At 58.1% G+C, this 12,716-nt stretch carries 12 protein-coding genes; 5 read left to right on the plus strand and 7 right to left on the minus strand.

The window, feature by feature from the left end; translation table 11 throughout:
• Nucleotides 1-34 precede the first annotated feature (34 nt).
• From IEN85_RS06670 to IEN85_RS06680, 3 genes are all read left to right on the plus strand, one after another.
• The gene (locus tag IEN85_RS06670) at nt 35-1,069 is read left to right on the plus strand and encodes a 3-oxoacyl-ACP synthase III (protein WP_191616306.1); all 1,035 of its coding nucleotides are present in this window, start codon (nt 35-37) and stop codon (nt 1,067-1,069) included.
• Entirely contained in the window at nt 1,066-1,959 is an 894-nt protein-coding gene (locus IEN85_RS06675) for an alpha/beta fold hydrolase (protein WP_191616307.1), read from the plus strand. Before IEN85_RS06670 ends, IEN85_RS06675 begins: the two co-directional genes overlap by 4 nt.
• A 92-nt stretch (nt 1,960-2,051) precedes the next feature.
• The gene (locus IEN85_RS06680; RefSeq protein ID WP_191616308.1) at nt 2,052-2,441 is read left to right on the plus strand and encodes a hypothetical protein; all 390 of its coding nucleotides are present in this window, start codon (nt 2,052-2,054) and stop codon (nt 2,439-2,441) included.
• 48 nt (nt 2,442-2,489) lie between these two features.
• Here the strand turns inward: IEN85_RS06680 and malQ are convergent, their stop codons facing one another.
• The 3 genes from malQ to IEN85_RS06695 form a co-directional block, all read right to left on the minus strand.
• A complete protein-coding gene (malQ, locus tag IEN85_RS06685; protein WP_191616309.1) occupies nt 2,490-4,040 on the minus strand; it encodes a 4-alpha-glucanotransferase in 1,551 nt (516 codons plus the stop codon).
• Nucleotides 4,041-4,419: 379 nt separating this feature from the next.
• Nucleotides 4,420-5,457: an A/G-specific adenine glycosylase gene (locus IEN85_RS06690; RefSeq protein WP_191616310.1), complete on the minus strand. Its 1,038-nt coding sequence runs from the start codon at nt 5,455-5,457 to the stop codon at nt 4,420-4,422.
• An 84-nt stretch (nt 5,458-5,541) separates the two neighbouring features.
• Nucleotides 5,542-6,120: a lipocalin family protein gene (locus IEN85_RS06695; RefSeq protein WP_191616311.1), complete on the minus strand. Its 579-nt coding sequence runs from the start codon at nt 6,118-6,120 to the stop codon at nt 5,542-5,544.
• A gap of 113 nt (nt 6,121-6,233) precedes the next feature.
• Between IEN85_RS06695 and rnhC the strand changes: the two genes are divergently transcribed.
• On the plus strand, nt 6,234-7,238 hold the full coding sequence (gene rnhC / locus IEN85_RS06700; RefSeq protein WP_191616312.1) for a ribonuclease HIII: 1,005 nt from the start codon (nt 6,234-6,236) through the stop codon (nt 7,236-7,238).
• Nucleotides 7,239-7,290: 52 nt separating this feature from the next.
• Nucleotides 7,291-8,046 (plus strand): ribonuclease HII, encoded by a 756-nt coding sequence (locus tag IEN85_RS06705; RefSeq protein ID WP_191616313.1) that lies wholly within the window; start codon nt 7,291-7,293, stop codon nt 8,044-8,046.
• Nucleotides 8,047-8,141: 95 nt separating this feature from the next.
• Here the strand turns inward: IEN85_RS06705 and IEN85_RS06710 are convergent, their stop codons facing one another.
• From IEN85_RS06710 to IEN85_RS06725, 4 genes are read right to left on the minus strand one after another with little or no spacing between them, the layout of a single operon-like run.
• Entirely contained in the window at nt 8,142-9,401 is a 1,260-nt protein-coding gene (locus IEN85_RS06710) for an ABC transporter permease (RefSeq protein ID WP_191616314.1), read from the minus strand.
• Nucleotides 9,394-10,677, minus strand: a complete 1,284-nt coding sequence (locus tag IEN85_RS06715) for an ABC transporter permease (protein WP_191616315.1) — start codon at nt 10,675-10,677, stop codon at nt 9,394-9,396. Before IEN85_RS06715 ends, IEN85_RS06710 begins: the two co-directional genes overlap by 8 nt.
• A gap of 42 nt (nt 10,678-10,719) precedes the next feature.
• Nucleotides 10,720-11,412 carry an ABC transporter ATP-binding protein gene (locus tag IEN85_RS06720; RefSeq protein ID WP_318186589.1) on the minus strand — a complete coding sequence of 231 codons (693 nt, stop codon included), beginning with the start codon at nt 11,410-11,412 and terminating at the stop codon, nt 10,720-10,722.
• The gene (locus tag IEN85_RS06725; RefSeq protein ID WP_191616316.1) at nt 11,409-12,701 is read right to left on the minus strand and encodes an efflux RND transporter periplasmic adaptor subunit; all 1,293 of its coding nucleotides are present in this window, start codon (nt 12,699-12,701) and stop codon (nt 11,409-11,411) included. Before IEN85_RS06725 ends, IEN85_RS06720 begins: the two co-directional genes overlap by 4 nt.
• Nucleotides 12,702-12,716 lie beyond the last annotated feature (15 nt).

Raw genomic sequence — 12,716 nt, forward strand, 5'->3', positions numbered from 1 at the left:
AGGGAGGTCGCTGGCTAAAGCTCAGCGTTACGGTATGAAGGTTCGCTCCGCAGTTATAGATTCGCTTTCCTACGTTTCGCCGCCGACCGCTTGGTCGAGCGAGTTGATCGAGGAAAAGCTGGCGCCGCTTTACCAGCGTTTGAGGCTTCCGGAGGGACGATTGGAGCTGATGACTGGGATCAAGGAACGACGCTTCTGGGACCAAGACGTGCGTCCGTCCGAGATCGCAGCGGAAGCCGGGCGCAAGGCAATTGCCGCCTCCGGCTTGGCGCCCGAGCAGATGGAAGTTTGTATCCACTCTTCGGTGTGTCGCGACATGTTGGAGCCGGCCACGGCATCCTTCGCTCATCGCTTAATGGGCTTGAGTCCGACGGTGCAAGTGTTCGATGTGTCCAATGCGTGCTTGGGATTCCTCAATTCCATCAGCTTGCTCAGCTCCATGATCGACTCGGGGCAGATCAAGGCGGGAGTGGTGGTTTCCGGCGAAAATGGTAAGCCGCTGCTGGAGCGTACCATCCAGATTTTGCTGGAGCGCGAACTGACTCGTAAATCGATTAAGCCGTTTTTCGCCAACTTGACGATAGGAGCCGGAGCGGTGGCGGCGGTGGTTTGCCACGAATCGCTTTCGCCCAACGGACACCGTATCTTGGGTGGTAGTGTGATGGCGGATACGTCGGCCAACGACTTGTGCAAGGGCGACTCCAGCGCTGCGGGTGGCGGTTTGGAAATGCAGACCGATTCCGAGGAGATGCTGCAAGCGGGTGTGGGCTTGGCCAAACGCACTTGGGAAGCCTTCAAGGGCGAGCTCGGCTGGGACGAGTCGACGGCGGACCGCATCGTTTGCCACCAGGTAGGAGCGGCACACCAGCGCTTGCTTTTCGATACGCTCGGCTTGGACCACGCCAAGGATTTTTCCAGCTACCGGACCTTCGGCAACACTGGCTCCGCCGCTTTGCCGATCACCTTGGCCAAGGCTGCGGAAGACGGGGCGGTAAAAGCTGGAGACAAGGTCGCATTGCTGGGCATTGGCAGCGGCTTGAATTGTTTGATGATGGGGGTGGAGTGGTGAGCGTAGTGACGATTCCAGACAGCTTGAAGGAGGAGTATCCTTTCGAGCCCAAGCGATTGAAGCTTAGCTGCGGCTTCGAGATGAGCTATGTGGACGAAGGCGAAGGCTTTCCGGTGCTCATGGTTCATGGCAATCCGACTTGGTCCTTCTACTACCGAAACGTCATCAAGAAGCTGAGCCCGAAGTTTCGCTGTATTGCTGTGGACCACATCGGCTGCGGCTTGAGCGACAAACCCGGTTCAAAGTACTCGTACCGCATCAAGCAGCGTATCCAAGATTTGGGTGAGCTGATCGACCATCTCGCTTTGGAGCGCTTTGACATCGTGGTGCACGATTGGGGTGGGGTAATCGGACTGGGAGCAGCCTTGCAGCGATTCGAAAAGCTGCGTCGTGTCACGATATTGAATACGGCTGCCTTTGTGGACTCCCGCATTCCGGCTCGCATTTCGCTTTGCCGCAACCCCTTGTTCGGCAAGTTCCTGGTGCAAGGCTTGAACGGGTTCGCAGGGCCGGCCGCTTGGATGTCGGTCAAGAAGAAGCCGCTCAGCAAAACGGTGAAGGAAGGCATGCTGCTGCCGTATCGGACTTGGGGAAATCGCCGGGCGGTTTACGAGTTCGTGAAGGATATTCCCATGCACGTTTCCCATCGCAGCTTCAACGACTTGCTGGAGGTGGAGAACAAGCTTCTCAAGTTGCGAGAGCGGGACGTGACGATCCTGTGGGGCGGCAAGGACTTTTGTTTCAACCTGCACTTCTACGAGCGCTGGCGTCGCTTTTTGCCGGATGCCACCGCGTTCCGCTATTTGGAGGCGGGGCATTACGTCCTAGAGGACGAGACCGAGTCCTGTTGCGAGGCGATCTACCAGATGGCCGACTACGACGAAGACTGAGGACCTCGCTTGTAATACAAGTTTGAAAGAGGCGGTGCCTAGTTGCGTTCAGGTTGAAAGCAGCTACCTTGTCTGCACTAATCCAACTTGTCATGGCTTTGCATACGTACTATTCCGACCGTCGCCTGCTCAGAGTGAGTTGGGGTAAACGGATCGATATCGGAGCGGTGCGAATGCATTTTCAGCTATTGAAAGCCAATAGCTCCTATGACCGCAACTTGCGGGTGATCACCTCCACCGACGTGGAGGAGATCGAGATTCCCCTCACTCGAAAAAACATGTTGCTGATCAAGGAGTGGCGAGAGGAAGCTCTCGCCGAATATAACTCGATCCGCAGCGCGATTTACAATCTCCAGCCCGTTCCGTCTGCTTATCTAAATTACTTCAGCGAGTTCTTTGACTGCAAGAAGTCGCACATGCGGCAGTTTTCCACCGAAGGCGCGGCCCTTGCGTGGCTCACCAAGGGTGAGATCGCTATCTGAGCGAGGGGCCTGACGGTAGGGCGCGAGCTCCGCGCCCTACGGAGATGCCTAAATGGTGTTCACAGCAGGCGAGCCGTCTCGGTAGCTGACTTCGGCTTCGTCTCGCAGGTAGGCCGCGGTGTCGCCGCGTAGGGCTTGCAGCTGCTGGGGAAGGTAGCGCCAGGTCCAGTTGCCGATGGCTTCGCCGGGCGTGTTGAAGCGGGCTTCCGAGCCGAGGCTCATCAGGTCTTGCATGGGCACGACTACGAGCTTGGAGACGCTCTTGTAGGCGGTGCGGAGCAGGTCCCAGCCGATTTCGCTGCCGTCCACGCGGAGGTAGCGGCGAATGTGGTCGCGCTCCTTGTCGGACGCTTCGGCGTACCAGCCGAGGGAGGTGTTGTTGTCGTGCGTTCCTGGATACAGGACAGAATTTGACTGGAGGTTGTGCGGAAGGTAGAAATTGTCTCCTTCGCCGCCGAAGGCGAATTGCAGGATGGCCATGCCGGGCAGGCCTGTATCGCGTCGAAGGATACGGACGTCGTCAGTGAGGTCTCCGAGGTCCTCGGCGATCAGCTTGCAGTTCTTGATCTTCTTCTTGATGGACTTGAAGAAGTCGAGGCCAGGGCCTTTTTTCCATTCGCCGGTGCGGGCGGTTTCTGAGCCGTAGGGGATGCTCCAGTAGGAGTCGAAGCCGCGGAAGTGGTCGATGCGGACGACGTCGTAGAGTTCGAAGCAGCGCTTGAGGCGCTTGATCCACCAAGAGTTGCCGTCCTTGGCGAGGGCGTCCCAGTCGTAGAGCGGATTGCCCCAGAGCTGTCCGTCCGCGGAAAAGTAGTCGGGCGGGCAGCCAGCGACTGCGATGGGACGGAAGGTTTTGGGATCGAGTTGGAAGTACTCTGGGTTTTGCCAGACGTCGGCGCTGTCGAGGGCTACGAAGATGGGAATGTCGCCGATTACTTGCACGCCGCGGTTGTTGGCGTACTCGCGAACTTTCTGCCACTGTCCCTCGAAGAGGTACTGGAAGAACATTTCAGCGTCGATCTTGCGTTCCAGCTCCTTGCGTAGCGGGTAGTCTTGCGCGCTGGCGAAGGAGCGGACTTCTTCCGGCCACTCGTACCAGGGCTTGCCGTTGAAGTGAGCCTTGAGGGCCTGGAAGTAGGCGTAGGGCTCGAGCCATGCGGAGTGTTTCTTCTTGAAGGCGGTGAAGGAGCCGTAGGGGCGGATCTTCTTGTTGCCTTGCACGAAGGTTTCGTAGACGGCGTCAAGAACGGGCCATTTGGCGTTGAAGAGGCCGCCGTAGTCGACGAAGCCGTTGGGCAGCGACTTGAGCTCCTCCAGGATATCGCGTTCGATCAGGTTCTTTGCTTCGAGGGCGTTGAGCGAGATGAGGTATGGGTTACCCGCAAAGGAGGAGAAAGACTGGTAGGGCGAGTCGCCGAAGCCGGTGGGACCGAGAGGGCAGATTTGCCAGTACTTGAAGCCAGCTTCTTCGAGGAAGTCGAGGAAGCGGTAGCAATGGTCGTTGAGGGTTCCGATTCCGTATTCGCCGGGAAGGGAGGTTGGATGGAGGAGTACTCCTGCTGCGCGGTGGTCGAGCCAGTTGAAAAGCGGGTCTTTCACAATAGGTGGTTGGTTGTTAGTGAGCGGCAAATAAGCGCTGGGTCGTCAGAATAACAAGCTTCCGCGGGAGGCGGGGCAAAGATTTTTCCCCTGCGTAACCTCTTTGGGAAGCGATGGATGAGTCGCAGCGCTGGACGTGACGCGCGTAGCTTATACCATGCCCCCTAGGTTTACAAAGGAGCCAAAAATGCTTCAGCGAGGTGGCGGGTTTTCCGATTAAAGGAAGCAATCAGACTCAAGGAGTTAACGATAGTAAAAAACGGAATACCGATACTTCAAAAACGGAATTTCCACGAGTCGATTCAGCAGGCCGACGCCCTCGCAAGAGACGTCGGCTTGTCGCGTTTTTGGAGGAGGGTGTGAGTTCCCACAAAGAGGTTTAGACTTCGGCTTCAAGCAGCTCGGTGATCCAGCGGCGGTGCGGCCCGGAGAAAGGGAGATCGGGAATGTCATCGGGAGCAACCCAGACGTGATCGGCTGGCGGGGCTGCCTTCAGTCGGTCGGCGGAAAGGGCGTGGATGCGTTCGGTGATGCGGTACTTGGTGATGCCGCGTTTGCGGGTGAGACGGGGCTTTTTCTTTGGAACGGCGATTTCCAGCAAAGCAAGGTCGGGCAACTCGTGCAGGCCTTTCATGCGTTTTGCGTCGGCTGGGATCTTGTGCAGGAGAATGCCCTTTTCTCCTTTGATCCAGGCTCGGTTGACGGTGACTTCCTCGAATTTTGTCTTGGCGAGGCGAGGCAGGTCTTCGGCGATGCCCTGCGCGTAGCCTTGGCAGAGCGAACGTACGGGGCAGAGCAGGCAGTTGGGCGACTGCTTGTGGCAGACAGTGGCTCCGAGCTCCATCATCGCTTGGTTGTGGTCGCCGGGGCGCTCGAGATTGAGCAGCTCTTGCACGAGGGCGCGGTAGGCTTTGGCGGCGTCGGTGGAATTCTTGTAGTCGGATTGGTCGGCGGTGAGACGAGAGAGGATGCGAACTACGTTGCCATCGACCACGGCGGAGGGGTCGGAAAAGGAGATGCTACAGATGGCGGCTGCCGCGTAGGGGCCGACGCCGGGAAATTGCAGCCAGCTTTTGGCGTCGGTAGGAAGTTTGTCTTCCGGGATGGCGGCGACTTGTTGAGCGAGTTTGTGCAGGTTTCGCGCTCGCGAGTAGTAGCCGAGGCCTTCCCAGCTTTTGAGTACTTGCTCCTCTGAGGCGGCGGCGAGGCTTGCGAAGTCAGGGTAGGCTTCCAGCCAAGCGGCAAAGTAGGGCAGCACCGTTTTTACCTGCGTCTGCTGGAGCATGAATTCGGACACTACGGTCTTGTAGGTCGATGGGGAGCGGCGCCACGGCAGGTCTCGGGCGTTGGCGTCGTACCACTCGATCAAGGCGGAGCGGAAGGTGTCGGCGTTGTCGGACAGGGGCTGGATGGGCATGCGGGAGGCACAGTGGTCGATGGCCAGCGCGAGGGCTAGCTTTTTTGGGGCGTGTCGCGGTGATCGGATCTCCGGCGGGATCCCTTACTTTCCCAAAAGGGAGGGGTGCACGGTTTTGTGGTCGAGCCAGATGAGCGACTCGGTGTCGAAGCCGGCTGCTTCCGCCTTTTCCATCAGGGAATCGATGGTGCTTTGCGGCAGCTGGGGCGTGCGGGCGAGCAGCCACATGTAGCTGTGGTTGTCGCCGCTGACGAGGGCGTATTGGTAACCTTCGTGGTCGAGCTCGAAAATGTGGTATCCGGCGTAGAAGGGCCAGAAGAAGGTGACCTTGAGGGTGCCTTCCTCCGGATCGCCGATCTTGTATCCGCGGCCGTCTATCTCTTTCCACTTTTTCTTCTCCTCGTCCCATCCGCGATTGAAGACGCGGATGCTGTCGTCGTCCTTGAGGGTGTATTCGGCGGTAACGCTATCGAGTCCGCGTTCGAAGCGATTGTCGGTGCGAGCGAGCTCGTACCAGAGGCCGAGGTAGCGTTCCAGCTCGAAATTTTCTACGGGGACGACGCCCTCGGGGGGCGTCTTCGCCTGGATCGCGTGGCCGCCGCAAAGGAAAAGCAAGGGCAGGGCCAGTCCGGTCAGCAGCTTCTGTAAGGGGGTGGTAGGCATCGCAAAGTATACGGGTGGAAGGATTTCCCGATTTCGCGACGGGAGAAGGTGGGGCTACTTTTTGATTTTCAAACCCCGTCGGCTCTGCCTAGCTGTTTCGAAGCAAGATATTGATGGCCAGAGGCAAAAAGAAAGCAGTCGTCGACCCGGACGAACCCAAGAAGAAAACGATGTACACCCACAAGCTCTCTCAGGAGCAGTTGGACAAGCTCCAGCATATCCTAGAGATGAAGATGTGGGAACCCTACGAGGTGGAGTACGCCCAATTCGGCTTCAAGGGAAACAAGGTGAACGTGGTTGGCTACCAGAGCGGCAAGCTCGTGGTGCAGGGCAAGGAAACGGAAGATTTCATCATCAATACCCTCGAGCCTGAAGTGCTGGGGGAAGCCCGCTTTGGCTATGACGAGGTCTACCACCCGGAATGGTTCGAGTCGCATGCCGGCATGGACGAAAGCGGCAAGGGGGACTTGTTTGGCCCGGTTATCACCGCTTGCGTGATCGCCGACAAGGTGCACATCGACGCTTGGATCAAGGCGGGGATTCGCGATTCGAAGACGATCACTGACGGACGTATCCTAAAGTTGGATAAGATTATCCGCGAAACGAAGGGGATCTCCGTGGAAACCTGTTTCTGCGGGATGACCAAGTACAACGAGCTCATGGGCAAGCCGCGGGCGAACCTGAACTTGTTGCTGGCTTGGCAGCATGCGAAGTCGTTGACGGCGGCTCTGGGCAAGAAGCGCGTGCCCTGGGGAATGTTGGACCAATTCAGCAAGCAAAACTTGGTGGGGCGTTATTTCAAGGATCCGAAGTTCGACCTGCGCATGCAGACCAAGGCGGAAGCGGATCCAGTGGTGGCTGCCGCTTCGGTGGTAGCCCGCGCGGAATACGTTCGCTACATGGACGGCTTGTCCAAGAAGTTTGGCGACACCTTGGCCAAGGGAGCCAGCGCCAAAGTGAAGGAGCAAGCGACGGAGATATTGCACAAGTTCGGTCCGGAGCGACTCGGAGAGTTCGCCAAGCTGCACTTCAAAACGTCCTACCAAGTAGTGGAGGCGGCTGGCATGCTCGATCGCTTGCCATTGAAGAAACCCAAGGAGACAGTTTTTAAGCGGTAGTGGTAGATTGGTTACAGTCTAGCTATCGAGGATTGTGCCGGGGGGTGCGTAAATGAAGTCGCATCGCCTCAGGGCCTACGATCGCAAGTTCCTCAAAAAGAAGGTGGGCTTGATCGGAGTGGACGAAGCCGGGCGAGGCGCCTTGGCGGGGCCGGTGGTGGCGGCGGCGGTCGCGGCTCGCAGGGACTTTTACGACAGCGAGTGGTGCAAGCGCAACGCGTCGAGCATCAACGATTCCAAGCTGCTCACTCTGGAGCAGCGTGAGGACCTTTACGCCAAATTGCGCTGGCTGGAGCGGGAAGGCCGCATCTTCATCGGCGTGGGAAGAGGAACCGTTAGCGAGATCGAAGACCACAACATCCTTGGCGCTACCCAAATTGCAATGAAACGAGCGGTGGAGGAGACCTTGGAAGCGGGCAACATCCTGCCGCACGAGCCGGACCCGCTTTTCGAGCAGATGGCGGACGACGAGGATCAGCCCGAAACCCTTTCGCGCTGGAAAATTTTGGTAGACGGCAAGCCGATGAAAAACCTCGGCTACCCGCACCAAGCGGTGGTCAAAGGCGATTCCACAGCCCTCTGCATCGCCATGGCCTCGATCGTCGCCAAGGTGACGCGCGACCGCATCATGATGGCCCTGGACTGCGAGTATCCTCACTACGACTTGGCCTCCTCCAAAGGCTACGCCACCGTTTTGCATCGCACGGCGATTTTGGACAACGGACCGACGAAAATCCACCGCCCGCTCTTCTTGCGCAAGCTGCTCGAGGAACCGAGCGAGGAGTGCCAGGAAGAGTTTGGTTTTTAGAGTTTGTAGAGGCTCAGGTGGAACGGCCGCTCCGCGGGCGTTGACACTGGATGCCACCCGCGGAGCGGCTGGCCCACCAAAGACTAGGAATTCCGCTACTCGTGCCTCAAGGATTCGACAGGGTGCAAGTTGGCGGCCCGCAGGGCGGGGACGAAGCCGAAGCCGATGCCGATGAGCGAGCAGATGCCGACCGCGGCGCCGATCCAGAACCATGGGATGATCATGGTGGCGTTGAATTGAGTGGCGATGATGTTGCCGACGAGAATGCCTATGGAAATGCCGATCGCGGCGCCCACTTCGGAAAGGAAGACGGCCTCCAGCAGAAATTGGGCTAAGATGCTCTTTTTGCGGGCCCCGAGGGATTTGCGCACGCCGATCTCGCGCGTGCGTTCAGTTACGGAAACCAGCATGATATTCATAATTCCGATACCGGCGCACACGAGAGCGATACCGCTGATGAGCAGGCCCCCGGTGCCGACTACCACGGCGATCTCGGCGAAGGCAGCTTGCAGGGCCTCGTTGGAGGTTATCTCAAAATCGTTTTCCTGCTCTGGTTCCAGTCCGCGGGCCATGCGCATCTTGCCGATCACCATGTCCTCGACGTCGGCCAGCTTGTCGACGGAGTCAGCTTGAATCGCTATTTCCATGCTGCGGCGACGGTGCCAATTGTTTTCCACGAATTTCGAATGAGGAATAAGGGCGATGCCGTCCATGGATTGGCCGAAGATTTCTCCTCGTTCGGCGAGGACGCCCACCACGATGTACTTTTCCCCATCCATGTTGATCTGTTTTTCGATGGGGTCCTCGTGGAGGAAAAGCTCGTCTAGGATCTCGCGACCGATGACAACGACGGGACGGTTGAATTCGATGTCGGCGGGCGTGATGTTGCGGCCGAAATCGAGCTCGTATTTGTTGGTGAGGAGGAAGTTTTCGTTTGTCCCGATAATACGGATACGCGGTTGCGTCTTGTAGTCTCGGTAGCTGGCTCGCTCGTTTCCGTCGCTTGCGGAAAGGGTGGTTGGAATGCCGAGGGCGTCCATTTCCTGTTTAAAGAACTCGGCTTGCTGAGGAGAAATGGGCTCGCGACCTCGGGCGCGACGTCTAGGGCCGGGGGCGAGCTGAATGCCGGGATCCTTGGTGATCTGCAGTACGTTCGCGCCGAATACGTTTAGGCTGGTGTCGATGCTGTGGCGAACTGCCGAGAGGGCGGTCATTACGCCGACGACGGAAAAGACGCCGATGGATACTCCGAGAATAGTGAGCGAGGAGCGCAGCATGTTGGCTCCGAGCGAGGCGAATGCCTGCTCGACGAGGTCGCTGAGGAGTATGGATCGACGCTTGGGCTTTCTACTCATGGCGCAGGGCGTTGGCGGGCTCCAAGCGAGAGGCCATCCAGGCGGGGATAAAGCCGGAAAGGATTCCAGTAGTGACGGAAAGGGACACGGCGAGGATCATGAGCTCGATCGAGAAGCTCGCGGGAAAGTTGGGCGCGAAATGATCGAGGACCGCTTTCGAGATGAAGGCGAGGAGTAGCCCGACGAGTCCGCCGAGCAAGCAAATGGACACGGCTTCCATGAGAAACTGCGTCAGGATAGAGCTGCGGCGAGCGCCGATGGCGCGGCGGGTGCCGATCTCCTTGGTGCGTTCCTTCACGCTGACGAAGGTGATGTTCATGATGCCGATGGCGCCCACGAAAAGAGCGAGTCCGGTGATGACGAATCCGGCGACGGCGATACCTGCTTTTACGGGGCCGATGGTGTCCTCTACGGCGTCGGAGGCGTTGACCTCGAAGTCGTTTTCTTCGCCCGGCAAGAGTCCTCGGACCCGACGCATAGCGCCTATAATTTCGTCGCGAGCGAGGTCGCGATCGGTCTCCGGCTTCTTGACGACTCGGATGGAGGTGCCGTTCCAGCGACGACCCCCGACAAAGAATTTGCGGGCGGTACGAAGGGGGATTATGGCTTGGTTGTCGAAGCTCTGCAGGCCAAGGAAGGCTCCTTGTTCCTCGAGGGTGCCAATCACCGTAAACTGGATGTTTGCGATCTTAACCCGCTTGCCGAGCACCTCGTCTTCCTCGTCGGGAAAGAGAGCTTTGACCACGCCGGAGCCAAGGATTGCCACGTTTTGTCCGCTTGATTCCTCGGTCGGGGTGAAGAAGCGTCCGGCGGCGAGATCAGCCGTGTTGACGTATCCAAAATCCGATGTCGTGGCGGTAAACTGGATGTTGTTCGCGGACCGGTCTGCGTGGGAAATGCTACGACGAAAACCGACGGTCGGGACCGCTAGCAGCAAGCCCGAATTGGGGGTGTTGTCGATGATCTCATTCATCTCCTCCGCGTAACGGGTCTCGAAATTCGGGCGGCGGATGTAGGTGCGCCAGTCGTCGCCGACGTCCCTCCAAGGGAATTTTTCGATATAGAAGTGGTCGTCTCCCAGCATGCTGAGGCTGTTCTTGAATCCGGTATCCAGTCCGTTCATACCGACGCCGATGAGAATGACGGCCCAGACGCCAATGATTACCCCCAACGCTGTCAGAAGGGAGCGTACCTTGTGCTCGGAGAGTTGTTCTCCGGCGATACGGGCGGACTCTTCAAAGTCATTGATTAGGCGTCTGGCTTTTGAGCGTTTCAATTCAAGGATGAAGGGTGAGTGATGAGGGGGGAGGAGCGGTTGTTATCTCGGGATAGCGGCGTCGCTCTCCACGATGCCGTCGCGCAGGCGGACTAGGCGCCGGGCGTGTTGGGCGATGTCTTCTTCGTGAGTCACGAGGATGATAGTATTGCCTTTCGAATACAAACCTTCGAAGAGCTCCATTATTTCCTCTCCAGTCTTGGAGTCGAGGTTTCCGGTTGGTTCGTCGGCGAGGATTATGGAAGGTTCGGTGACCAGAGCCCGCGCGATGGCGACACGTTGGCGCTGGCCACCGGAAAGTTCGTTGGGACGGTGTTCGACCCGATTGCCGAGACCGACTTGAGTGAGAGCGTGCTTGGCTCGCTCCGCGCGCTCCTTCTTCGGAATGCCGGCATAGACGAGCGGCAGTTCCACGTTGCGCAGGATGGTGGCTCGGGGAAGGAGGTTGAAGGATTGGAAGACGAAGCCGATGCGGCGGTTGCGGATGTCCGCGAGCGAATCGTCGTCCATCATGGCTACGTCTTCGCCGCCGAAGTAGTACTGGCCTTCGGAGGGCGTATCCAAACACCCCAGCATGTTCATGAGGGTGGACTTGCCGCTGCCGGACGGGCCCATGATGGCGACGTAGTCGTTTTCGTAGATCTTTAGGTCCACACCGTCGAGAGCGTGAACCTTAGCCTTGCCGAGGTCGTAGATCTTTTTGACTCCGGTGATCTGGATGATGGTTTGGCTCACTTGGACGGTTTCTGGAATTTGCTGTCCTTCTTGTTCTCCGCGATCTTGACGGTTTTGCCGTTTTCGAGTTCCCGGGTGAGGACGCGGTAGCCGCCGGTGACGATTTGTTGTCCGTCGGAAACGCCGGACTTGATCTCGATGGAGCGATTGTCGGCGAGACCCGTTTCTACTCGGACGAGGGTGACCGTGTTGTCGTCGTTGTAGAGAAAAACGACGCGTTCGAGGTTATCGCGGCGGCGGGAATTGCTTTCGCCGCCGGGGCCTTTCGTGGAGGTTTCCTCTTTCTCGGCTTCCTGCTCCTCGCCGAGCTGTTTGGCGACTTCGTCCTTGGAGCGTACGGTGACGGCTTGTAGTGGGATTTTGACGACGCCTTTGACCGTTTGCGTTTTGATGTCGGCGGTGGCGGTCATGCCGGGGCGAATCTTGGCGCTGGGATCGAGTAGGCGAACTTTGACCTGAAAGGTAGTGAGCTGGTCGCTGGAGTTTTGTCCGCCGGTTGCAGAGTTGGCGATCTCGGTGACTTCGCCTTTGTATTCCTCGTTAGGCAGGGCTTCAATTTCGATGGTGGCTGGGTCGCCGATCTTGACCTGCACGATGTCGGATTCGCTCACGTCGACGCGAATCTCCATTTGGCTGAGATCGGCTACGCGCATGATTTCGGTGCCTTCGAATTGGCCGGTGCCGACGACGCGGTCTCCGAGCTCGGAGGTGAGGGAGGTTATGGTGCCGCTGATGGGGGCGAAGGTGGAAGCCTTGGCGAGGGAGTCGCGGGCTTCCTTGAGCTGCATCTCCTGTTGTTCGATGCGGGAGAGAGTCGCTTGGTAGGAAGCTTGGCTGATTTCGAGGTTGGTCTCCGCTTCGTCGAGTTGCTCTTGGGTGGCGAAGCCTTTTTCGAAGAGGTTGCGTTGCCGTTTGAGGTCGAGTTCGGCCTGCAGCATGCGAGCTTTCGATTCGGAGGAATTCGACTTGCTGGCCCTCAGCGCTGCTTCTTGCTGTAGCACTTGAGCTTCTAGGCGGTCTGGATTGACGCTAACGAGGAGGTCGCCTTTCTCGACCAGCTGTCCGTCGCTTACGGGCAGTTCTATGATTTCGCCGGCGACTTCGGAGGAGATGGTGACTTCGGTTTCGGGGAATACCTTGCCGGTGGCAGTTACGAGGCTGGTGATGTCGCCGACCTTGGCCTTTTCGACGGTGACTTCAGTCGTTTGGTCTCCCTTCTTGAATTTGCTGGCCCCGGCAATGCCGAGACCGATGAGGACGAGGGCGGATATCCAATATCGTTTTTTCATGGGATAGGGAGGATT

Source organism: Pelagicoccus enzymogenes (assembly GCF_014803405.1).
Classification (GTDB): Bacteria; Verrucomicrobiota; Verrucomicrobiia; order Opitutales; family Opitutaceae; genus Pelagicoccus; species Pelagicoccus enzymogenes.